Raw genomic sequence first — 21,079 nt, forward strand, 5'->3', positions numbered from 1 at the left:
TTCGGGCCTCGACCAGTGTCGTCCCGTCCGGCACCTCGGGAGGGAGCCGGGGACACCCCCCACGCACTGGAGCACCCCCATGAAGAACTCCGTCAAGGGCGGCCTCGCCGCCGCGACCGCCGCCGTCCTCCTCCTCGGGGGAGGTGGCACCCTCGCCTACTGGAACGAGACCGAGACCACCACCGGTCCCGGAGCGATCACCTCCGGCCACCTGGACCTGACCCCGGGCACCTGCCAGTGGGACCTCCAGGGCCTGGTCGGGAGCCTGCTCACCGACGTCGACCCCACGGCCGTGCTGCTCGCCCCCGGGGACGTGCTCACCCGCACCTGCGCGCTGACCTTGAGCGTCGCCGGCGACACGATGGTCGTCGACTTCACCGTCGACACCGAGGTCGCACCCGCCGGAGACCTCGCGGCCGCCCTCACCGCCGCGACGTCCTTCACCGTCGGGGGCGACCCCTACACCGGTGGCACCGGGCTGCCGGAGGGCTCGTACGCGGTGCAGACCGTCACCACCCTGACCATGGGCTCCGACCTGGCCGAGAGCCTGGAGGACACGAGCGGCACCCTCGGCAACCTGGTCGTCACCGCCAGCCAGAAGACCTCCTGAGCGAGCGGGCGGACCGAGCGGGCCGACCGAGCGGACGAGAGGCGCCGAGCATGAGCGCAGCAGCGAGGCACGCGACCCGGCCGTCTCCCCGGCCGTCTCCCCGGGGGCCGGCCGGGCGGCTGGTCAGCGGCCTGGTCGGCGCTCTGGTCAGCGGTCTGGGCCTGCTCGTCCTGGTCGCCGCGCTGGCCGTCGTGGCCGTGGCCGTCGTCGTGCCGCGGCTGGGCGGCGCCACGCCCTACACCGTGCTCACCGGCTCGATGAGCCCCGGGATGCCGCCGGGCACCCTCGTCGTGGTCCGACCCGTCGACGCGGCGACGCTGCGCACCGGCGACGTCATCACCTACCAGCTGCGCTCGGGCGAGCCCGACGTCGTCACCCACCGCGTCGTCGCGATCGGCACGGACGAGGAGGGCGGCACCCTCCTGCGGACCCGGGGCGACGCGAACGCCGACCCGGACCCGGGCTGGGTCCGGCCCGTCCAGGTGGTGGGGGAGCGCTGGTACTCCGTCCCGTGGCTGGGGCACGTGTCCACCGCGTTCACCGCCGCCCAGCGCGAGTCCGCGTCCCGGGTGGTGGCCGGGCTCTGCTGGCCTACGCCACCTGGCTGCTGCTGCGGGCCGGCGTCCAGCGCGCCCGGGGGCGCAGCGCCGAGCCGACCACTGATGCACAGCAGGAGCAGGAGGAGGAGAAGCACGATGTCGCTGCGCGTTGACCGCCGCACCTGGCGCTCGCCCCGGCTCCGGGCAGCGCTCGGGCTGGGCGTGGTTGCCACCCTGCTCGTCACCTCCACCCAGGCCTCCTGGACCGACACCGTGGCCGTCGGCGGAGCCACGATCACGACCGGCACCCTCGACCTGCGGGTGGACGGCAGCGACGCGGTCGCCTCGTTCGACGACCTGAGCCTCGCCGGCCTGGTGCCGGGCAGCTCCACCGCCGCCGTCCTGACGCTGGAGAACAGCGGCACCGTGCCGCTGGCGTGGACCGCCGCCAGCAGCGGCACCGACGCCCCGCTGCTCGGCGGGCTGGTCGTCGACGTCACCGGCGCGACCACCGTGACGGGCACCGGGAGCGCACGGACCTGCGGCGGCCCCAGCCTCGCCGGCGTGACCGGCTCGCTGGGCGGCACCCTGGTCGGCACCAAGCGGCAGATCGCGGCCGGCGGGTCCGAGACCGTCTGCGTCGAGGTGACGCTGCCGCTCACGGCCCCGGTCTCGCTGGCCGGGCACAGCACCGACCTGACGCTCACCTTCACCGGCACCTCGGACCTGTCGTGACCCGCCGCCTCGCCGACGGCCTGCTGACGCTCAGCGCCCTCGTGGGCGCGGCCTGGCTCGTCGTCCTGCTCGCCGCGCTCGTCCTCGACGCCAGGGTGCTGCTGTTCCGCTCGGGCTCCATGGAGCCGGCCGTGCCGGCGGGGTCCCTCGGCCTGGCCCGGGAGGTGCCCGCCGCCGACCTGCGGGTGGGCGACGTCGTCTCCGTGCTCGCCCCGAGCGGGACGCGGGTCACGCACCGCGTCGAGAGCCTCACCCGGGGCCCCGACGGCACGGCCACGCTCGTGCTCCGCGGCGACGCCAACGACGCCGTCGACCCGGCCCCCTACTCGGTGCGCACCGCGGACCGCCTGGTCGCGCACGTGCCGGGCCTCGGCCACGTCATGGCCTGGCTCGCCGGCCCCGTCGGCATGCTGCTGCTCGGCGGCTACGGCGCCCTGCTCCTCTCGGTCCTGCTGCGGCCACGCCGCCCCGGCGAGGACAGGGGCCCCGACGATCCCGACGACGCGTCGCGTCCGGTGGCCGAGGAGGCCGGTGACGCGGGCGCTCCGGTGGTCGAGGAGGCCGGTGACGCGGGCGCTCCGGTGGTCGAGGAGGCCGGCCACGGCCGTCGCGAGACCCGCCTCGCACGCGGAGCCGCCGCGCTCGTCGCCCTGGTGCTGGTGGCGCACGGCGGGGGCGCGGCCGTCGCCGCGGACGGCTGGGCCGACGACGTCACGGTGACGAGCACGCTGGGCACGACCTCCGCCCAGGTCCCGGTGACCACGTGCCGGGCGCTGCTGAGCGGCACGGCGCGGATCTCCTGGGCGGCCGTCCCCGGAGCCACTGGGTACCGGGTGGTCGTGCCTCGGGGCCCCGACGTCCTGACCGACCAGACCGCGGTCGAGGTCGGGGTCAGCCAGATCCTGGACGCCGGCCAGGTGACCGTGCGCGCCCGGTTCCAGACCTGGGAGAGCGAGCCGAGCGACCCCGAGGACCTGCTCGTCGTGCTCACCACCGTCACCTGCCTCTGAGGCGGCCGGGCCGGGTTCCTAGGATCATCGCTCGTGCCCACCTCACGACCCACCCTCGGCGTGCTCGCCCTCCAGGGCGACGTGCGCGAGCACGTGACCACCCTGCGCCGCCTCGACGTGGACGCGATCACCGTCCGCCGCCCCGAGGAGCTGGCCCGCTGCCACGGCCTGGTGCTGCCCGGCGGGGAGTCGACGACGATGTGGCGCCTGGCCCGCACCTTCGACCTGCTCGAGCCCCTGCGCGAGCGGCTGCGCAGCGGCCTGCCCGCCTTCGGCACGTGCGCGGGGATGATCCTGCTGGCCGACCGCATCCTCGACGGTGCGCCCGGACAGGAGACGCTCGGCGGGATCGACATGACGGTGCGCCGCAACGCGTTCGGTCGCCAGGTCGACAGCTTCGAGGGGCCGGTGCACGTCACCGGGATCGACGGCCCGGTGCACGGCGTGTTCATCCGCGCCCCGTGGGTGGAGGAGGCGGGCCCGGAGGTCGAGGTGCTGGCCGCGCTGGACCCCGTCGAGACGGCTGCCGCCGGGGTGGAGGCCGCGGCGGGTAGGATCGTGGCGGTCCGCCAGGGCCACCTGATGGCGACGTCGTTCCACCCCGAGGTGGGCCACGACTCCCGGGTCCACGGACTGTTCGTGGACCTGGTCCTCCGGGCCTGAGGGCAGCGCCCCGGCACGGAACCGATCGGGACCAGTCGAGAACCAGCGGGAAGAGAAGAGCATGTCCGGGCACTCCAAGTGGGCGACCACGAAGCACAAGAAGGCCGCGATCGACGCCAAGCGCGGCAAGCTGTGGGCGAAGCTGATCAAGAACATCGAGATCGCCGCCAAGATGGGTGGTCCCGACCCCGCCGGCAACCCGACCCTCTACGACGCCATCCAGAAGGCGAAGAAGACCTCCGTCCCGAAGGACAACATCGACCGCGCGGTCAAGCGCGGCGGCGGCCTCGACGGCGGCGGCGTCGACTACACGACGATCATGTACGAGGTCTACGGCCCCCAGGGCGTCGCGCTCCTGGTCGAGTGCCTCACCGACAACAAGAACCGCGCCGCCATGGAGGTCCGCACGGCGGTCACCCGCAACGGCGGCACCATGGCCGACCCCGGCTCCGTCTCGCGCCTCTTCGAGCGCAAGGGCGTGGTCGTGGTGCAGAAGTCCCAGGAGGACAAGGAGGTCTCCGAGGACGACGTCCTCGAGGCCACCCTCGACGCCGGCGCGGACGAGGTGAAGGACCTGGACGAGGTGTGGGAGGTCCACTCCGAGGCCACCGACGTGGTCGCCGTCCGCTCCGCCCTCCAGGAGGCCGGGATCGACTACGACTCCGCCGACGTCCTCTTCGTGGCGACCATGGACATCCCGGTCGGCGAGGCGAACGTGGCCGAGAAGGTCATGCGCCTGGTGGACGCGGTCGACGACCTCGACGACGTGCAGAACGTCTTCTCCAACGCCGACATCCCGGACGAGGTCCTGGAGTCCGTCGACGCCTGACGCGGACCCTAGCGAGATCCGGTCGGCAGCACACGCCACGACGCCCCGCGTGTCCCGTACGGGACGGCGGGGCGTCGTCGTCTACGGTTAGAACACCTGTTCGGACGAGCGGGTGCATTCCCGACGACGGAGAGGCGGCTCGCACGTGCGCGTGCTCGGCATCGACCCCGGCCTGACCCGCTGCGGTCTGGGCGTCGTCGACGGCACGGTCGGGCGTCCGCTCAGCCTCGTCGACGTCGGCGTGGTCCGCACCTCCGCCGACCTCGACGTGCCCCAGCGGCTGGTGACCATCGAGAAGGGCGTCGAGGCCTGGATCGAGGAGCACCGCCCGGACGCCGTGGCGATCGAGCGGGTCTTCGCGCGCTCCGACGTCTCCACGGTCATGGGCACCGCCCAGGCCAGCGGGATCGCGATGGTGGTGGCCGCGCGGCGCGGGCTGCCGGTCGCACTGCACACCCCGTCCGAGGTGAAGGCCGCCGTCACCGGCTCCGGTCGCGCGGACAAGAAGCAGGTCGGCGCGATGGTCACCCGCATCCTCCGCCTCGACGCCATGCCCAAGCCGGCCGACGCCGCCGACGCGCTCGCGCTGGCCATCACCCACGTCTGGCGCGGCTCTGCCGGCACCCGCCTCGAGCAGGCCGCGGCGCGCGACGCGCTGGCCCGCCGCGCCCCGGTCGGGCGCAGCGGCGGGTCGCTGCCGGCCGGCGCCATCCAGTCACGACTCCCCGGGAGGACCCGTTGATCGCCTTCGTGAGCGGCCGCGTCGCCGCCGTCACGCTGTCCAGCGCCGTCGTCGAGGTGGGCGGGGTGGGCCTGGAGTTCCAGTGCACCCCCGCGACGCTCGCGAGCGTCTCCCCGAAGGTGGGCACCGACCAGCGCGCCACCCTGGCGGCGTCCCTCGTGGTCCGTGAGGACTCCCTGACCCTCTTCGGGTTCGCGGACGAGGACGAGAAGGCCTGCTTCGAGCTGCTCCAGACGGCCTCCGGCGTCGGACCCAAGGTCGCGCAGGCGATGGTCGCGGTCCTCGCGCCCGACGACCTGCGCCACGCGATCTCCGCCGGTGACGTCAAGACGCTGACCCGGGTCCCCGGGATCGGTCCCAAGGGCGCGCAGCGGATCATCCTGGAGCTCAAGGACAAGATCGGTGCCCCGCTGGCCACCCGGGCCGCGGCCGCCGTGCCGTCGGCGGGGGAGCCGTGGCGCGAGCAGGTGCGCCAGGGCCTCCAGGGGCTCGGCTGGAACCTCAAGGACGCCGACAAGGCGGTGGACGCGGTGGCCGACCAGGCCGGCGACAGCCCGGACGTCGCCACGCTGCTGCGGGCCGCCCTGCGCACGCTCTCGAAGGCCTGAGAGGCTCGGAGTCGTGCACGAGGACGACCTGGACGCGCTGGAGGGCGAGCGGCTCGAGTCGCTGACCACGGCGGACGCCGACGGGGACGAGCGCGCCGTCGAGGCGGCGCTGCGCCCGCGCACGCTCGACGAGGTGGTCGGTCAGCAGCGGGTCCGCGAGCAGCTCGGCCTGGTGCTCGAGGCAGCCCGGATGCGCGGCCGCGCCCCCGACCACGTCCTGCTCTCGGGGCCTCCTGGCCTCGGCAAGACCACGCTGGCGATGATCATCGCCCACGAGATGGGCTCGGCCCTGCGCCTGACCTCGGGTCCGGCCATCACCCACGCCGGCGACCTGGCGGCCATCCTCTCCGGCCTCAACGAGGGCGACGTCCTCTTCATCGACGAGATCCACCGCATGAGCCGCCCCGCCGAGGAGATGCTCTACATGGCGATGGAGGACTTCCGGGTCGACGTCGTCATCGGCAAGGGGCCGGGCGCGACGGCGATCCCGCTGGAGATCCCACCGTTCACCCTGGTCGGTGCCACCACCCGGGCCGGCCTGCTGCCCGGGCCGCTGCGCGACCGGTTCGGCTTCACCGCGCAGCTGGAGTTCTACGAAGCGTCCGACCTCGACCTCATCGTCCGTCGCTCCGCCGGCCTGCTCGGGGCCGAGCTCGAGCACGAGGGCGCTGCCGAGATCGCCTCGCGCTCCCGCGGCACGCCGCGCATCGCGAACCGGCTGCTGCGCCGCGTCCGCGACTACGCCCAGGTGCGCGCCTCGGGCGTGCTCACCCGCGAGGTCGCCGAGGCCGCCCTGGAGCTCTACGAGGTGGACGCGCTGGGGCTGGACCGGCTCGACCGCGGCGTCATCGACGTGCTGTGCCGCCGCTTCGGCGGCGGGCCGGTCGGCGTCTCCACCCTGGCGGTGGCCGTGGGGGAGGAGCGGGAGACCGTCGAGGAGGTGGCCGAGCCGTTCCTGGTGCGGCTCGGCTTCCTGGCGCGCACGCCCCGCGGCCGCATCGCCACGCCCGCCGCGTGGGAGCACCTGGGCCTCGTCGCGCCGACGCCCACCGACGACGGCTTGTTCGACCTCGACTGAGGCGACTGCGGGCGCCCCGGATTGCCGGGCGTCTTCACCCCCACGGTTAGACTTCGCCGGGCGCCGCACCCGGCCCGTCCCTCGACGCTGCCGGTGTGCCCGAGCGCCACCGTCCCACTCACGTCGTCACCGGAGAGAAATACCCCTCGTGGAACTGCTCCTTCCGATCCTCCTCCTGGCCGTCTTCTACCTCTTCCTCATCCGTCCGCAGCAGCGGCGGGCGAAGGAGGCCTCGGCCATGCAGCGCTCCCTCCAGCCGGGCGACGAGGTCATGCTGACCTCCGGCTTCTTCGGCACCGTGGTCTCGATCGACGAGGAGGAGGGCCGGCTCGAGGTCTCCCTCGCGCCCGGCACCGTCGTCACCGTCGTCCGAGGCGCCGTCGGCCAGGTCGTGCCTCCCGAGGAGCCCGTCGAGGACGACCTCGACGACACCGATGACGCCGCCCTCGGCGAGACCGACCCGGCCGACGAGCCGGGCGGCGAGCCGGGCACCCCCGGCACCAAGGAGAACTGAGCACCACATGGCAACCAAGACCGCACGTCCGGGTCGTGCGCTCATCGCGTTCTTCGCGCTGCTCGCGATCATCTACGGGCTGGTCGGGCTCGCCGGCAGCTGGACCCCCGCGCTGGGTCTGGACCTGCAGGGCGGCACGAGCATCACCCTCCGGGCCACCGGCGACCCCTCCGAGGAGTCGCTGGAGGAGGCCCGGCAGATCATCGACGACCGCGTGAACGGCTCCGGCGTCGCCGAGGCCGAGGTGACCACCCAGGGCTCGAACGAGATCGTCGTCGAGATCCCCGGTGAGAACCGGCGCGACCTGCTGGACACCGTCCAGCGCACCGCCCAGCTCCGCTTCCGCGTCGTGGCCTGCTCCTCGCTGGACGCCAACTGCTACGCCACCGTCATCGACGGCGGCAGCACCGACGGCACCAGCACCGACGGCACCACGACCGACGGCACCAGCACCGACGGCACCGGCACCACGAACAACAAGAAGAACGGCACGAAGAAGAACAACGGCAACAACCGCGCCGGCCTGTCCTACTTCCGCCAGTCCTCCACCTCGTCCGCGAGCCCGTCGGCCGACGCGACCGCCTCCGCCTCCGCCTCGGCGGACGCCAGTGCCTCCGCGGACGCCAGCGCCGACCCCAGCGCCGACCCCAGCGCCGACCCCAGCGCCGACCCCAGCGCCAGCGCGACGCCGACGGAGACCTCCGAGCCGACGTTCGACCAGGACGCCATCGACGCGTGCCTGGCCTCCTCGGCCAAGGACGACACGCTGGCCAAGCCGCTGGAGTGGGCGCAGGACCCGACCACGGACTGCGTGACCGCCTTCCAGACGTTCCAGTGCCCCACCGACGGCACCGCCGTCTCGGTCATGTCCGACGACCCGGCCACGCCGCTGCTCACCTGCGACGAGGACGGCATCGCCTACCTGCTGACCCCGTCGATGATCGAGGGCACGGACCTCTCCGACGCCGCCGCCGAGATCCCGACCGACTCGTTCTCCTACGTGGTGACGCTGCAGTTCAACAGCGACGGCACCTCGACCTTCGGTCGCATCTCGCGCAACCTGTACAACAACGGCGGCCAGTTCGCGATGGTGCTGGACGGCCAGGTGCTCTCGGCGCCGACCATGAACGCGATCATCCTCAACGGCCAGGCGCAGATCTCCGGTGACTTCACCGAGGAGACGGCGCAGTCGCTGGCCACCAGCCTGCGCTACGGCTCGCTGCCGATCGCCTTCGACGACAACCCGCTCGTCGAGACGATCGGTCCCTCGCTCGCGGGCGACCAGCTCACCGCGGGCCTGATCGCCGGCGGCATCGGCCTCGGCATCGTGATGCTGTACTGCCTCCTGTACTACCGCGGTCTCGGCCTCGTCGTCATCGCCTCGCTGGCGGTCGCGGCGGCCCTGACCTACGCGCTGATCCTGCTGCTCTCGGCCACCGCCGGGTTCACGATGACCCTGCCGGGCGTCGCGGGCATGATCATCGCCATCGGCATCACCGCGGACTCCTTCATCGTGCTCTTCGAGCGCGTGCGCGACGAGATGCGCGAGGGCAAGTCCATGCGCGTGGCGGTCGAGTCCGGCTGGAAGCGGGCCCGGATGACCTGTCTGGCCGCCGACACCGTCTCGCTGCTGGCAGCGGTCGTGCTCTACATCTTCGCCGCGGGCGTCGTGAAGGGCTTCGCGTTCGCGCTGGGCCTGACGACGCTGGTCGACCTCATGGTGTTCTTCTGGTTCACCAAGCCGATGGTCTCCTGGCTCGCGCGGTTCCGTTTCTTCAACAAGGGCCACCGGCTGTCCGGCCTGGACGCCGAGGCGATCGGGCTGACGCAGGCCCCGGCTGGAGGTAAGGCCTGATGGGCGCTTTCGCACGACTCGGCAACGACCTCTACGCAGGTCGCCGCTCGATCGACTTCATCGGTCGCAAGTGGGTCTGGTACGGCATCTCCGCCGTCCTGGTCCTCGTCAGCATCGTCGGGCTCTCGGTGCGGGGCCTCGACCTCGGCATCGAGTTCACCGGCGGCACCAGCTTCCGCGTCCAGATCGCCGACGGCGCGACGCAGGACGACGTCGACGGCGTCCGTCAGGCCGTCGTCGACACCGGCGTCGAGGCAGCCGCTGCGCCGGTCGTCACCACGGCGGGCGCGGACGGCGTCCTGGTGCAGACCGAGCCGATGAACGCGGACGACTCGGCGGTCGTCGCCCAGGCGATCCTGGACGAGACGGGTCTCGGGCAGAACGCCCTGACCCAGTCCGACATCGGCGCCAGCTGGGGCGCCCAGGTCGCCGAGCGCGCCCTCATCGGCCTCGTCATCTTCCTCGTGCTGGTCGTCCTGTTCATCTGGGCGTACTTCCGCGAGCTGAAGATGTCCATCGCGGCGCTCGTCGCGCTGGCGCACGACGTGGTCATCACCATCGGCGTCTACGCGCTCTCGGGCTTCACCGTCACCCCCGCCACCGTCACCGGTGTGCTCACCATCCTCGCCTTCTCGCTCTACGACACCGTCGTGGTCTTCGACAAGGTCAAGGAGAACGCGCGGGCGATGAAGCGCAACCACCAGACCTACGCCGAGGCAGCCAACCTGGCGGTCAACCAGACGCTGGTCCGCTCGATCAACACCTCGGTGGTCGCGCTGCTCCCGATCGCCTCGATCCTGTGGGTCGGTGCCCTCACGCTGGGCGCCTCCTCGCTGCAGGACCTGGCGCTCGCGCTCTTCGTGGGTACCGCGGCCGGTACCTTCTCCTCGATCTTCATCGCCACGCCGCTGCTGGTGCAGATGAAGGCCGGCGAGGACGAGGTGAAGATCGCCGAGAAGCGGGCGCGGGCGCACCACCGCAACGCGGACCGCTACGCCGCGGTACCGACCTTCCGGGAGAACATGCCGGTGGGCGAGGAGCCGGGCGAGGACGACGGCACGGACCCGGAGGACGAGGACGCCGAGCCGGCGCGCTCGGGCATGGGCCGCGCCTCGACCGACGCGATGGGCCGCGGGCGCACCGCCCCCGCCGCCCACGGGCCGATGGACTCCGGCACCTCTGCGGGCCGCACCCAGCCGACCCGCAAGCCGCGCTCCCAGCGCGGGAAGCCGCAGAAGTGACCGCGGCGGGGCCCGTCGGCGACGCCGGGACGCTGCTGGCCGACGCACGGGCCGCCCTCGGGCGGCTCGTGCGGGACGTGCCGGACTTCCCGGAGCCGGGCGTGGTGTTCAAGGACATCACGCCCCTGCTGGCGGACCCCGCCGGGCTCGCGACCGTCGTCGCGGGCCTGGCCACCGCGGGCCGGGACGCCGGCGGCGGACCCTGCGTCGACAAGGTGCTCGGCATGGAGGCGCGCGGCTTCCTGCTCGGCACCCCGGTGGCGCTCAGCCTCGGAGCCGGGTTCGTGCCCGTCCGCAAGGCCGGCAAGCTGCCGGGGGAGACCCACGCCGTCTCCTACGACCTCGAGTACGGCTCGGCCACCCTCGAGGTGCACCGCGACGCCGTCGCCCCCGGCGAGCGGGTGCTGCTCGTCGACGACGTCCTTGCCACGGGTGGCACCGCCCGGGCCACCGCCGACCTCGTGGCCGCCTGCGGCGGTGAGGTCGTGGGCATCGCCGTCCTCATGGACCTGGCCTTCCTGCCCTGGCGCGAGAACGTGGGCGAGGTGCCGGTCACCAGCCTGGTCTCCGTCGGCTGACGCGTCTCGCCGCACCAGCACGGACCAGCCCGACCCGCCTCAGGGACCACGCCGCACCAGGCCCCACCTGGCGGTTCCCTTCCACGGCCCTGCGCCTAGACTGTGGCAATGTCCGAGGAGCGGGTCCACCAGCCGTCCCCGGCGTCCACGCCCGACGAGGGGCCGACGCCGCCGCGTGCTGCCGCGCCGCAGCCGACACCCGCCGGGCCGCCGCGCCGGCCGGACCGGGGCGCAGCCGCCGGTCGGAGCCCCGAGCCCGCCCCGTCCGCACGCAGCATGCGGGCCAGGCTCGCCCGGATGGGCACCCGGAACCCCGGGTTCAACCCGGTGCTGGAGCCGCTGTTCCGTGCCGTGCGCGCCCACCACCCCAAGGCCGACCTGGCCCTGCTGGAGCGCGCCTACACCACCGCCGAGCGCCTGCACGGCACGCAGATGCGCAAGAGCGGCGACCCCTACATCACGCACCCGCTGGCGGTGACGACGATCCTCGCCGGCATCGGCATGACCGAGCCCACGCTGGCCGCGGCGCTGCTCCACGACACGGTCGAAGACACCCCGTACACACTGGAGGAGCTCACCGCCGACTTCGGCACCGAGGTCGCCCGGCTGGTCGACGGCGTCACCAAGCTCGACAAGGTCGTCTACGGCGACTCGGCCCAGGCCGAGACCATCCGCAAGATGATCGTGGCGATGGCCCGCGACATCCGCGTGCTGGTCATCAAGCTGGCCGACCGTCTGCACAACATGCGGACCCTGCGCTTCGTCCCGGCCAAGAGCCAGGAGCGCACGGCGCGCGAGACGCTCGACATCTACGCCCCGCTGGCCCACCGCCTGGGCATGAACACGATCAAGTGGGAGCTGGAGGACCTCGCGTTCGCGACCCTGCACCCCAAGGTCTACGACGAGATCGTGCGGCTGGTGGCCGAGCGGGCGCCCTCGCGCGACCAGTTCATGGCCGAGGTCATCACCCAGGTCGAGAACGATCTGCGCGAGGCCAAGATCAAGGCCAAGGTGACCGGGCGACCGAAGCACTACTACTCGATCTACCAGAAGATGATCGTGGGCGGTCGGGAGTTCTCCGACATCTACGACCTCGTCGGCATCCGCGTCCTCGTCGAGGAGGACCGGGACTGCTACGCCGTCCTCGGCGTGCTGCACTCGCGCTGGAACCCGGTCCTCGGCCGGTTCAAGGACTACGTCGCGATGCCGAAGTTCAACATGTACCAGTCGCTGCACACGACGGTCATCGGCCCGCAGGGGAAGCCGGTCGAGCTGCAGATCCGCACCTTCGCGATGCACCGTCGCGCCGAGTACGGCGTCGCGGCGCACTGGAAGTACAAGGAGGACAACCGCACCGGCGTCGACACCGACCAGCGCGGCGACCTCGACGACATGACCTGGGTCCGGCAGCTGCTGGACTGGCAGAGCGAGGTCGAGGACCCGGGGGAGTTCCTGGAGTCCCTGCGGTTCGAGATGAACCAGGCGGAGACCTACGTCTTCACCCCGCGCGGAGACGTCATCGCGCTGCCGTCGGGCTCCACGCCGGTCGACTTCGCCTACGCGGTGCACACGGAGGTCGGTCACCACACCATCGGCGCGCGCGTCAACGGGCGCCTCGTGCCGCTGGAGTCGACCCTCGACAACGGTGACGTGGTGGAGGTCTTCACCTCCAAGTCGCCGACCGCCGGCCCCTCGCGCGACTGGCTCGGCTTCGCCAAGTCCAACCGCGCCCGCTCGAAGATCCGTCAGTGGTTCACCAAGGAGCGGCGCGAGGAGGCGATCGAGGACGGCAAGGAGCAGATCGCCAAGCTCATGCGCAAGGAGGGGCTGCCCCTCAAGCGCGTCATGAGCCACGAGTCGCTCACCCTGTGCGCCGAGCACTTCAAGCTCGCCGACATCTCCGCGCTCTACGCCGCCGTCGGCGAGAACCAGCTCTCGGCGCAGGCCGTGGTCAAGTACGTCCTGGAGATCCACGGCGGGGCCGAAGGCGCTCAGGAGGACCTCGCCGAGGCCGTCACCATCACCGGCCGCAGCCGGCGCAGCGCGACCGGCGGCGACGCCGGCGTCATCGTCAAGGGCGCCAGCGACCTGTGGGTCAAGCTCGCCAAGTGCTGCACCCCGGTGCCGCCGGACCCGATCCTCGGGTTCGTCACCAAGGGCGGGGGAGTCTCGGTGCACCGCAAGGACTGCACCAACGCCACCGAGCTCGAGCGCAGCCCCGAGAAGATCCTCGAGGTCGAGTGGGCCCCGAACGAGTCCTCGATGTTCCTGGTCAACATCCAGGTGGAGGCACTGGACCGTGCGCGCCTGCTCAGCGACATCACCATGGCGCTCTCGGACGCGCACGTGAACATCCTCTCCGCCAACCTCTCGACCACGCGCGACCGGATCGCCAAGTCCCGGTTCACCTTCGAGATGGCCGAGACCAAGCACCTCGACAACGTGCTGCGCGCCGTCCGGCACGTCAACGGCGTCTTCGACGCCTACCGCGTCACGCAGTAGCAGCAGCCCGCGTCGCCGGACGCGGCGAAGGCCCGCTCCCCAGGGCGAGTGCTGGGGGAGCGGGCCTTCGTGCGCTGATGGCCATGTCGCGTCATCGGACACCGCGCCGTCACGCAGACCGGCTCTCGACCCGCGGTCACGGCCTCGTAGGCTCGGCCGTGCGCTCGCTCGACCTCCCTCGGTGTCGTCCCTCCTCGTTGCTCGGAGGGACGGCCGTGTCGCAGGTCGGACCGGGTCTCGACCCGCGGTCACGGCCTCGCAGGCTCGGCCGTGCGCTCGCTCGACCTCCCTCGGTGTCGTCCCTCCTCGTTCCTCGGAGGGACGACCTCGGGACCTCAGGAGAAGTCGGCGGCGGCGCGCTTGGCCATCTCGAGGAACTGCTGGCGCGAGGCCAGGTTCTCCTCGAGGTCGGCGACCTTCTTGGGGTTGCCGGCGGCACGGGCCTTCTCCAGGTCGGCCTCGACCTGGTCGATGGCCTCCTGCAGCTTGGTGATCATGTCGTCCGCGCGGGCGGACTTCTCCGGGTCGGTCCGGTTCCACTGGTCCTGCTCGACGTCGCGGATGGCGTTCTCGACCTTCCGCATGCGGCCCTCGAGCTCCTTGATCCGGGCACGCGGCACCTTGCCGGCCTCGTCCCAGCGGTCCGCGAGGTCACGGAAGGCGCGCTTGGCGGCCTCCAGGTCCTCGACGGGCAGCAGGGCCTCGGCCTCGACCAGGATCTGCTCCTTGACCTCGGCGTTGGCGGCGAACTCGGCGTCCATGGCGGCGTTGGCCGCGTCGCGGGCGCCGAAGAACTGGTCCTGCGCGCCCCGGAAGCGCTTCCACAGGGCGTCGTCGACGTCCTTGGGGGCCGGTCCGGCGGCCTTCCAGTCGCGCATCAGGTCGCGATACTTGCCGGCGGTGGGGCCCCACTCGGTCGAGCCGGCCAGGGCCTCGGCCTCGGTGGCCAGGCGCTCCTTCACCACACGTGCGCCCTCGCGCCGCTCGTTGAGCTCGGCGAAGTGGGCCTTGCGGCGGCGGGTGTAGGTGGTGCGGGCGGTCGAGAAGCGGCGCCACAGCGCGTCGTCGGAGGGGCGGTCGATCCGCGGGATCGCCTTCCACTCCTCGAGCAGCTCGCGCAGGCGGTTCGCGCCGTTGCGCCAGTCGCTGCCGGTGGAGATGGTCTCGGCCTCGGCCACCACCTTCTCCTTCGCGGCGCGGGACTCGGCGCTGCGCTGGGCCCGCTCGGCCTTGCGCTTCTCCCGCTGCTCCTCGATCACGGGGGCCAGGGCGTCCAGGCGTGCCTCGAGGGAGGCGAGGTCGCCCACCGCGTTGGCGTCGGTGACCTGCGCGCGCACCGTCGAGACGGACTCGCCGGCCTCCTCGGGGCTCATCACCCCGGAACCGATCCGCTTCTCGAGGAGGTCGACCTCGAACGCGAGCGCGTCGTAGCGCTCGGTGAAGAAGCGGAGGGCCTCCTCCGCAGACCCCTCGGAGTACTGTCCGACGGGGCGTTCGCCCTCGCCGGTCCTGACGTAGACGTTCCCGTCGTCGTCGACCCGGCCCCACTGGTGGCTCGTCACGGCTCGGCTTCCTGATCGCGGTTCGCCCGCCCGCTCGCACGGGCAGGTCACACTGGCGCGCCCATGCTAGTGGAAATGGCTGGTCGGGCGAGCAGGACGAGGGCGAGGCGGGGGACGGGGCGTGTCGTCGTTAGGGTGGGTGGGTGCTGATCGCCGGCTTCCCCGCAGGAGCGTGGGGCACCAACTGCTACGTCGTGGCCACCGGCCCCGGCTCCGAGTGCGTCGTCATCGACCCCGGCCAGGACGCCGCCCCCGGCGTCGCCCAGGTGGTGGCCGAGCACCGGCTCAAGCCCGTGGCGGTGCTGGTGACCCACGGCCACGTCGACCACATGTGGAGCGTCGCCCCCGTCGCGGGGACCCACGACGCCACCGCGTGGATCCACCCGCGCGACCGACATCTCCTCACCGACCCGATGAGCGGCATGTCGCCCGAGACCGCCCGGATGCTGCTCGGCCAGGACCTCACCTTCGCCGAGCCCGACGACGTCCGCGAGCTCGCCGACGCCCAGAGCCTGGAGCTGGCCGGGGTCACGTTCGCCGTCGACCACACCCCCGGTCACACGCAGGGCTCGGTCACCTTCCGCACGCCCTACCCGCACGAGGACGTCTCCGAGGTGATGTTCTCCGGCGACCTGCTCTTCAAGGGCTCGATCGGCCGCACCGACCTGCCCGGGGGCGACCACCCGACGATCCTGCGCAGCCTGCGCGACAAGGTGCTGCCCCTGGCCGACGACGTCGTCGTCCTGCCCGGCCACGGCGAGCAGACCTCCATCGGCGCCGAGCGCGTCACCAACCCGTACCTGAAGGACCTCACCACCCCATGAGCAAGCCCACCCCGCTCAGCGGCTTCCCCGAACTGCTCCCCGCCCAGCGCGCGGTCGAGCAGCAGGTGATCGACACGCTGCGCTCCACCTTCGAGCTGTACGGCTTCGCCGGCATCGAGACCCGCGCCGTCGAGCCCCTCGACCAGCTCCTGCGCAAGGGCGACACCTCGAAGGAGGTCTACCTGCTGCGCCGCCTGCACGAGACGTCCGAGGAGGGCCACGCGGGCATGGGCCTGCACTTCGACCTCACCGTCCCGTTCGCGCGCTACGTCCTGGAGAACGCGGGCAAGCTGGAGTTCCCGTTCCGCCGCTACCAGATCCAGAAGGCCTGGCGCGGCGAGCGGCCCCAGGAGGGCCGCTTCCGCGAGTTCGCGCAGGCCGACATCGACATCGTCGGCCGCGACGTCCTGCCGTTCCACCACGACGTCGAGGTCACCCGCGTCATGGTCGACGCGCTCACCCGGCTCTCCTTCCTGCCCGCGTTCCGGCTCCAGGTCAACAACCGCAAGCTCATCCAGGGCTTCTACGCGGGCCTGGGCCTCGAGGACCTCGACGAGGTCATGCGGATCGTCGACAAGCTCGACAAGCTGCCCGTCGAGAAGGTGCACCAGATGCTGGTGGACGAGGCGGGCGCGACGTCCGAGCAGGCCGACCGCGTCCTCTCCCTGGCCACGATCCGCACCGGCGACGACTCGTTCGTCGCGCAGGTCCGTGGGCTGCGCGTCTCGCACCCCCTCCTGGACGAGGGGCTGGACGAGCTCGCCGCCCTCGTGCGCGGTGTCGCCGACCTGACCAGCGACCGGGTGCGCGTGGAGGCCGACCTCTCCATCGCCCGCGGCCTCGACTACTACACCGGCACCGTCTTCGAGACCCGGCTGGACGGCTACGAGTCAATGGGCTCGATCTGCTCCGGCGGCCGCTACGACGCGCTGGCCTCCGACGGCAAGATCACCTACCCGGGCGTCGGGATCTCCCTCGGCGTCAGCCGGGTCCTCGTCCCGCTGCTCGCGCGCACGGGCCTCACGGCCTCGCGCAGCGTGCCCTCCGCCGTCCTCGTGGCCCTGGCCGACGAGGACTCGCGCCCGGCCTCCGAGGCGGTGGCCGCCGCCCTGCGCGCCCGCTCGATCCCGTGCGAGGTCGCGCCCACCGCCGCGAAGTTCGGCAAGCAGATCCGCGTGGCGGAGCGGCGAGGCATCCCCTTCGTCTGGTTCCCCCAGGCCGACGGCGGCCACCAGGTCAAGGACATCCGCGACGGCAACCAGGTGGACGCGGACCCCTCGGTCTGGACACCATCGCCCGAGGACCTGCGTCCGCAGGTCGTTCCGGGCGCCTGAGCGCCCACCCCGTTCACCTCCCCGAGCAGGGGAGACCGCAGTGCAACCAGCAGCAACCAGCAGCAACCACCAAGGAGACCAAGCAGTGATCCGCACCCATGACGCCGGCGCCCTCCGCGCCGAGCACGTCGGCCAGACCGTCACCCTCGCCGGGTGGGTGGCACGTCGGCGCGATCACGGCGGGGTCGCCTTCCTCGACCTGCGCGAGTCGACCGGCGTCGTCCAGGTCGTCGTCCGCGACGAGGACGTCGCGCACGCCCTGCGCAGCGAGTACTGCATCAAGGTGACCGGCGAGGTCTCGCTGCGTCCCGAGGGCAACGCCAACGCCAACCTGCCCACCGGCGACATCGAGGTCATCGTCAGCGACCTCGAGGTGCTCTCGGCGGCGGCGCCGCTGCCGTTCCAGATCGACGAGGGCGGACACTCCGCGGGCGAGGTGGGGGAGGAGTCGCGCCTGCGGCACCGCTACCTCGACCTGCGTCGCTCGGGCCCCGGCGGCGCGCTGCGCCTGCGCTCGAAGGTGAACAAGGCCGCCCGAGACGTCCTGCTCGAGCGGGACTTCGTGGAGGTCGAGACCCCGACGCTGACCCGCTCCACCCCCGAGGGCGCCCGCGACTTCCTGGTGCCGGCGCGCCTGCGCCCCGGGTCCTGGTACGCCCTGCCCCAGAGCCCGCAGCTGTTCAAGCAGCTGCTGATGGTGGCGGGCATGGAGCGGTACTTCCAGATCGCCCGCTGCTACCGCGACGAGGACTTCCGCGCCGACCGCCAGCCGGAGTTCACCCAGCTCGACATCGAGATGAGCTTCGTCGAGCAGGACGACGTCATCGAGCTCGCCGAGGCCATCCTGAAGAGCCTGTGGTCACTGATCGGTCACGACCTCGTCACGCCGATCCCGCGGATCACCTACGCCGAGGCCATGGCCCGCTTCGGCTCCGACAAGCCCGACCTGCGGATGGGTCAGGAGCTGGTCGAGTGCACCGAGTACTTCTCCGAGACCCCGTTCCGGGTCTTCCAGGCCCCCTACGTGGGCGCCGTGGTGATGCCAGGCGGCGCCTCACAGCCGCGCAAGCAGCTGGACGCCTGGCAGGACTGGGCCAAGCAGCGCGGCGCCAAGGGCCTGGCCTACGTGCTCGTCGGCGAGGACGGCACCCTCGGCGGCCCCGTGGCCAAGAACATCACGGACGAGGAGAAGGCCGGCCTGGCCGCGCACGTCGGTGCACAGCCGGGCGACTGCATCTTCTTCGCCGCAGGCCCGGTCAAGACCTCCCGCGCCCTCCTGGGCGCGGCGCGCCTGGAGATCGGCCGCCGCTGCGGCCTGATCGACGAGTCCGCCTGGGCGTTCACCTGGGTCGTCGACGCACCCCTGTTCGAGCCCGCCTCCGACGCCGTGGCCAGCGGTGACGTGGCCGTCGGCGCGGGCGCCTGGACGGCCGTCCACCACGCCTTCACCTCGCCCAAGGACCTGGAGTCCTTCGACGCCGACCCGGGCAACGCCCTCGCGTGGGCCTACGACATCGTCTGCAACGGCAACGAGATCGGCGGCGGCTCCATCCGTATCCACCGCGACGACGTGCAGAAGCGTGTGTTCTCCGTGATGGGCCTGGACGAGGCCACCGCCGACGAGAAGTTCGGCTTCCTGCTCGAGGCGTTCAAGTACGGCGCGCCCCCGCACGGCGGCATCGCCTTCGGCTGGGACCGCATCACGGCCCTGCTGGCCGGCACGGACTCGATCCGGGAGGTCATCGCGTTCCCGAAGTCCGGCGGTGGCTACGACCCGCTCACCGCGGCGCCCGCTCCCATCACCGAGGAGCAGCGCAAGGAGGCCGGTGTGGACGCCGTTCCGGCGGAGGATCTTGCACCGGAGGCCTGACCCGCCGCACCATTGCAGGGAAAATCGACCTGAGACGAACGGGCCGCTGAGACCAGATCGTTACTCGTGAGTGACCCCGCCGACCGGCGGGGTCACCTAGAGTCACTGCGGCACGCCAGAGCGCGCCGGCCGGGAGACCCCCGCGCCGCACACTGAAATGATGGGGTGAGCATGTCGGCACCTGTTGCCGAGGAGACGGCGGAGCTCGATCCGCTGAAGTCCCGACCCAAGGGCAGCTCGACCGAGATCTCCGGCAAGTCGCCGCTGCGGATCGCCTTCGGGCGTCTGATGCGCGACAAGATCGCCGTGGTCTGCATCGGCGTCGTGGCGCTGTTCGTGCTGCTGGCCATCTTCGGGCCGCTGATCTCGAAGGCGTTCGGCGTCACCACGGACACGCAGTACCCGACGCAGTTCCTCGAGCTGAACATGATCCCGAAGGCCGAGTTCGGCCCGCCCTACGGCGGGTTCACGATGGACCACCCGTTCGGCATCGCGCCGCGCACGGCGATCGACAACCTGGCCTACTGGCTGGAGGGGGCGCGCAACTCGCTCCAGATCGCCTCGCTGGCGACGCTGACCGCCACGGTGCTCGGCATCGTGATCGGCCTGCTGGCCGGCTTCATGGGCGGTCTCGTGGACCGGGTCCTCACCTTCGTGACCGACCTGTTCCTCACGCTGCCGTTCCTGCTGGTCGCGCTGACCATCGCCCCGATCGTCAACGAGCGGTTCCGTGACAACACGGACTTCTACCCGACGGCGCAGGTCATCTCGCTGGTGTGCGTGCTGAGCTTCTTCGGCTGGATGGGCCTGGCCCGCCTCATCCGCGGCGAGGTCCTCTCGCTGCGCGAGCGGGAGTTCATCCACGCGGCCCGCGTCATGGGCATGCCCACGCGCCGCATCCTGGTCAAGGAGCTGCTGCCCAACATCGTGGCCCCGATCGTGGTGAGCACCTCGCTGATGCTCCCGGCGTTCGTGGCCGCCGAGGCCGGGCTGGCCTACCTCGGCGTCGGCATCACCTCGCGTCCGTCGTGGGGCCAGATGCTCGACCAGGGCACGAGCTTCTTCAGTAACTACCCGCTGTACCTGTACGAGCCCCTGATCGCCATCGTGGCTCTCGTGCTCGCACTGAACCTCCTCGGTGACGCGATCCGCGACGCCCTGGACCCCAAGACCCGCCGCTGAGCCTGGCGCTCGGCGTGTGAGACGTCGTCCCGACCTCCTCCTCGGGGCGCGCACCCAAGAAACAGAAAGGCTGGACAATGAGACGGACCAAGCCGCTGGCCCTTGTCGCCGGCGTTGCTGCCCTCGCGACGCTCGCCGCGTGCGGTGGCGGTGGCGGCTCTTCCGAGAGCCCCACCGACGGCAGCACCTTCCAGGAGACTGACGCCGGCGAGGACAAGAACCCGGACGCCACGGGTCCGGCCGCCGACATCGAGGGCGCGACGGCGGGTGGCACCATCACGGTGTACCTGCCCGGCGACCCCGGCCCGGACAACCTTGACCCGACCGAGGGCTGGTCCGTGACCGGCAACTCGATCCAGCAGGCCCTCACCACCCGGTCGCTGACCCAGTACGCGGTCGACGAGGACGGCAACGCCACCCTCGTCCCCGACCTGGCCACCGACCTGGGTCAGCCGAACGAGGACTACACCCAGTGGGTGTTCACCCTCAAGGACGGCGTGACGTGGCAGAACGGCGATCCGATCACCGCTGAGGAGGTGGCGTTCGGCATCGCGCGCTCGATGGACTCCACCACCTTCCCCGGTGGCCCGGGCACCGAGTACTCCACCAAGTACTTCGCCAACAACGACTTCGAGGGTCCCTACACGGACAAGAAGACGGACTGGCAGGATTGGGGCGGTGTCGAGTTCGACAACGACGCCAAGACCGTCACCATCAACATGTCCAAGCCGTTCCCCGACATGGACTACTGGGGCGCGTTCATGGCCATGGCCCGATCCCGCTCGGCAAGACCTCGAACCCGC

General features: G+C 71.9%; 18 protein-coding genes and 1 pseudogene. 18 read left to right on the plus strand and 1 reads right to left on the minus strand.

Annotated elements, in window-relative coordinates; all coding sequences use genetic code 11:
- Positions 1-79 precede the first annotated feature (79 nt).
- The 13 genes from M8330_RS17465 (at position 80) to M8330_RS17525 (ending at position 13,504) form a co-directional block, all read left to right on the plus strand.
- Positions 80-610, plus strand: coding sequence for an alternate-type signal peptide domain-containing protein (locus tag M8330_RS17465; RefSeq protein WP_250828374.1), 531 nt, complete (start codon positions 80-82; stop codon positions 608-610).
- A 50-nt stretch (positions 611-660) separates the two neighbouring features.
- Positions 661-1,884: a signal peptidase I gene (locus tag M8330_RS17470; RefSeq protein WP_250828375.1), complete on the plus strand. Its 1,224-nt coding sequence runs from the start codon at positions 661-663 to the stop codon at positions 1,882-1,884.
- Positions 1,881-2,894, plus strand: coding sequence for a S24/S26 family peptidase (locus tag M8330_RS17475; RefSeq protein WP_250828376.1), 1,014 nt, complete (start codon positions 1,881-1,883; stop codon positions 2,892-2,894). Before M8330_RS17470 ends, M8330_RS17475 begins: the two co-directional genes overlap by 4 nt.
- 33 nt (positions 2,895-2,927) lie before the next feature.
- On the plus strand, positions 2,928-3,557 hold the full coding sequence (gene pdxT, locus M8330_RS17480; RefSeq protein WP_250828377.1) for a pyridoxal 5'-phosphate synthase glutaminase subunit PdxT: 630 nt from the start codon (positions 2,928-2,930) through the stop codon (positions 3,555-3,557).
- A 61-nt stretch (positions 3,558-3,618) separates the two neighbouring features.
- Positions 3,619-4,386: a YebC/PmpR family DNA-binding transcriptional regulator gene (locus tag M8330_RS17485; RefSeq protein ID WP_250828378.1), complete on the plus strand. Its 768-nt coding sequence runs from the start codon at positions 3,619-3,621 to the stop codon at positions 4,384-4,386.
- A gap of 145 nt (positions 4,387-4,531) precedes the next feature.
- The gene (gene ruvC / locus M8330_RS17490) at positions 4,532-5,128 is read left to right on the plus strand and encodes a crossover junction endodeoxyribonuclease RuvC (protein ID WP_250057106.1); all 597 of its coding nucleotides are present in this window, start codon (positions 4,532-4,534) and stop codon (positions 5,126-5,128) included.
- Positions 5,125-5,736 (plus strand): Holliday junction branch migration protein RuvA, encoded by a 612-nt coding sequence (gene ruvA, locus M8330_RS17495; protein ID WP_250828379.1) that lies wholly within the window; start codon positions 5,125-5,127, stop codon positions 5,734-5,736. The genes ruvC and ruvA overlap by 4 nt, the downstream gene beginning before the upstream one ends.
- A 13-nt stretch (positions 5,737-5,749) precedes the next feature.
- Entirely contained in the window at positions 5,750-6,814 is a 1,065-nt protein-coding gene (ruvB, locus tag M8330_RS17500) for a Holliday junction branch migration DNA helicase RuvB (RefSeq protein ID WP_372490255.1), read from the plus strand.
- Positions 6,815-6,962: 148 nt separating this feature from the next.
- Positions 6,963-7,328, plus strand: coding sequence for a preprotein translocase subunit YajC (gene yajC, locus M8330_RS17505; RefSeq protein WP_250057110.1), 366 nt, complete (start codon positions 6,963-6,965; stop codon positions 7,326-7,328).
- Between the two features lie 7 nt (positions 7,329-7,335).
- The gene (secD, locus tag M8330_RS17510; protein ID WP_250828380.1) at positions 7,336-9,183 is read left to right on the plus strand and encodes a protein translocase subunit SecD; all 1,848 of its coding nucleotides are present in this window, start codon (positions 7,336-7,338) and stop codon (positions 9,181-9,183) included.
- Positions 9,183-10,424: a protein translocase subunit SecF gene (gene secF, locus M8330_RS17515; RefSeq protein WP_250828381.1), complete on the plus strand. Its 1,242-nt coding sequence runs from the start codon at positions 9,183-9,185 to the stop codon at positions 10,422-10,424. The genes secD and secF overlap by 1 nt, the downstream gene beginning before the upstream one ends.
- Before the next feature lie 35 nt (positions 10,425-10,459).
- On the plus strand, positions 10,460-11,002 hold the full coding sequence (locus M8330_RS17520) for an adenine phosphoribosyltransferase (protein ID WP_250057134.1): 543 nt from the start codon (positions 10,460-10,462) through the stop codon (positions 11,000-11,002).
- Positions 11,003-11,278: 276 nt separating this feature from the next.
- Positions 11,279-13,504 carry a RelA/SpoT family protein gene (locus M8330_RS17525; RefSeq protein WP_250828401.1) on the plus strand — a complete coding sequence of 742 codons (2,226 nt, stop codon included), beginning with the start codon at positions 11,279-11,281 and terminating at the stop codon, positions 13,502-13,504.
- A 335-nt stretch (positions 13,505-13,839) separates the two neighbouring features.
- Here M8330_RS17525 and M8330_RS17530 read toward each other — a convergent pair whose 3' ends face one another.
- A complete protein-coding gene (locus M8330_RS17530; RefSeq protein ID WP_250828382.1) occupies positions 13,840-15,066 on the minus strand; it encodes a DUF349 domain-containing protein in 1,227 nt (408 codons plus the stop codon).
- 143 nt (positions 15,067-15,209) lie between these two features.
- Here M8330_RS17530 and M8330_RS17535 point away from each other — a divergent pair, with 143 nt between their 5' ends.
- From M8330_RS17535 to M8330_RS17555, 5 genes and pseudogenes are all read left to right on the plus strand, one after another.
- Positions 15,210-15,890, plus strand: a complete 681-nt coding sequence (locus tag M8330_RS17535) for an MBL fold metallo-hydrolase (RefSeq protein ID WP_250828383.1) — start codon at positions 15,210-15,212, stop codon at positions 15,888-15,890.
- Complete coding sequence (hisS, locus tag M8330_RS17540; protein ID WP_250828384.1) at positions 15,887-17,224, plus strand: histidine--tRNA ligase; 1,338 nt, start codon at positions 15,887-15,889, stop codon at positions 17,222-17,224. Before M8330_RS17535 ends, hisS begins: the two co-directional genes overlap by 4 nt.
- 85 nt (positions 17,225-17,309) lie before the next feature.
- Positions 17,310-19,094 (plus strand): aspartate--tRNA ligase, encoded by a 1,785-nt coding sequence (aspS, locus tag M8330_RS17545; RefSeq protein WP_250828385.1) that lies wholly within the window; start codon positions 17,310-17,312, stop codon positions 19,092-19,094.
- Between the two features lie 171 nt (positions 19,095-19,265).
- Entirely contained in the window at positions 19,266-20,276 is a 1,011-nt protein-coding gene (locus M8330_RS17550; RefSeq protein WP_250057124.1) for an ABC transporter permease, read from the plus strand.
- A 77-nt stretch (positions 20,277-20,353) separates the two neighbouring features.
- Positions 20,354-21,031 (plus strand): annotated as a pseudogene (locus M8330_RS17555) (ABC transporter substrate-binding protein); the annotation flags it as partial.
- Positions 21,032-21,079 lie beyond the last annotated feature (48 nt).

Origin of the sequence: Nocardioides bruguierae (genome assembly GCF_023656415.1) — a bacterium.
Classification (GTDB): domain Bacteria; phylum Actinomycetota; class Actinomycetes; order Propionibacteriales; family Nocardioidaceae; genus Nocardioides; species Nocardioides bruguierae.

Excerpts from the sequence above, each read along its gene's own strand:
- M8330_RS17465 (WP_250828374.1), top strand. The coding sequence starts at position 80 with ATGAAGAACTCCGTCAAGGGCGGCCTCGCCGCCGCGACCGCCGCCGTC.
- M8330_RS17470 (WP_250828375.1), top strand. The coding sequence starts at position 661 with ATGAGCGCAGCAGCGAGGCACGCGACCCGGCCGTCTCCCCGGCCGTCT.
- M8330_RS17485 (WP_250828378.1), top strand. The coding sequence starts at position 3,619 with ATGTCCGGGCACTCCAAGTGGGCGACCACGAAGCACAAGAAGGCCGCG.
- secD (WP_250828380.1), top strand. The coding sequence starts at position 7,336 with ATGGCAACCAAGACCGCACGTCCGGGTCGTGCGCTCATCGCGTTCTTC.
- secF (WP_250828381.1), top strand. The coding sequence starts at position 9,183 with ATGGGCGCTTTCGCACGACTCGGCAACGACCTCTACGCAGGTCGCCGC.
- M8330_RS17525 (WP_250828401.1), top strand. The coding sequence starts at position 11,279 with ATGCGGGCCAGGCTCGCCCGGATGGGCACCCGGAACCCCGGGTTCAAC.
- hisS (WP_250828384.1), top strand. The coding sequence starts at position 15,887 with ATGAGCAAGCCCACCCCGCTCAGCGGCTTCCCCGAACTGCTCCCCGCC.
- M8330_RS17550 (WP_250057124.1), top strand. The coding sequence starts at position 19,266 with ATGTCGGCACCTGTTGCCGAGGAGACGGCGGAGCTCGATCCGCTGAAG.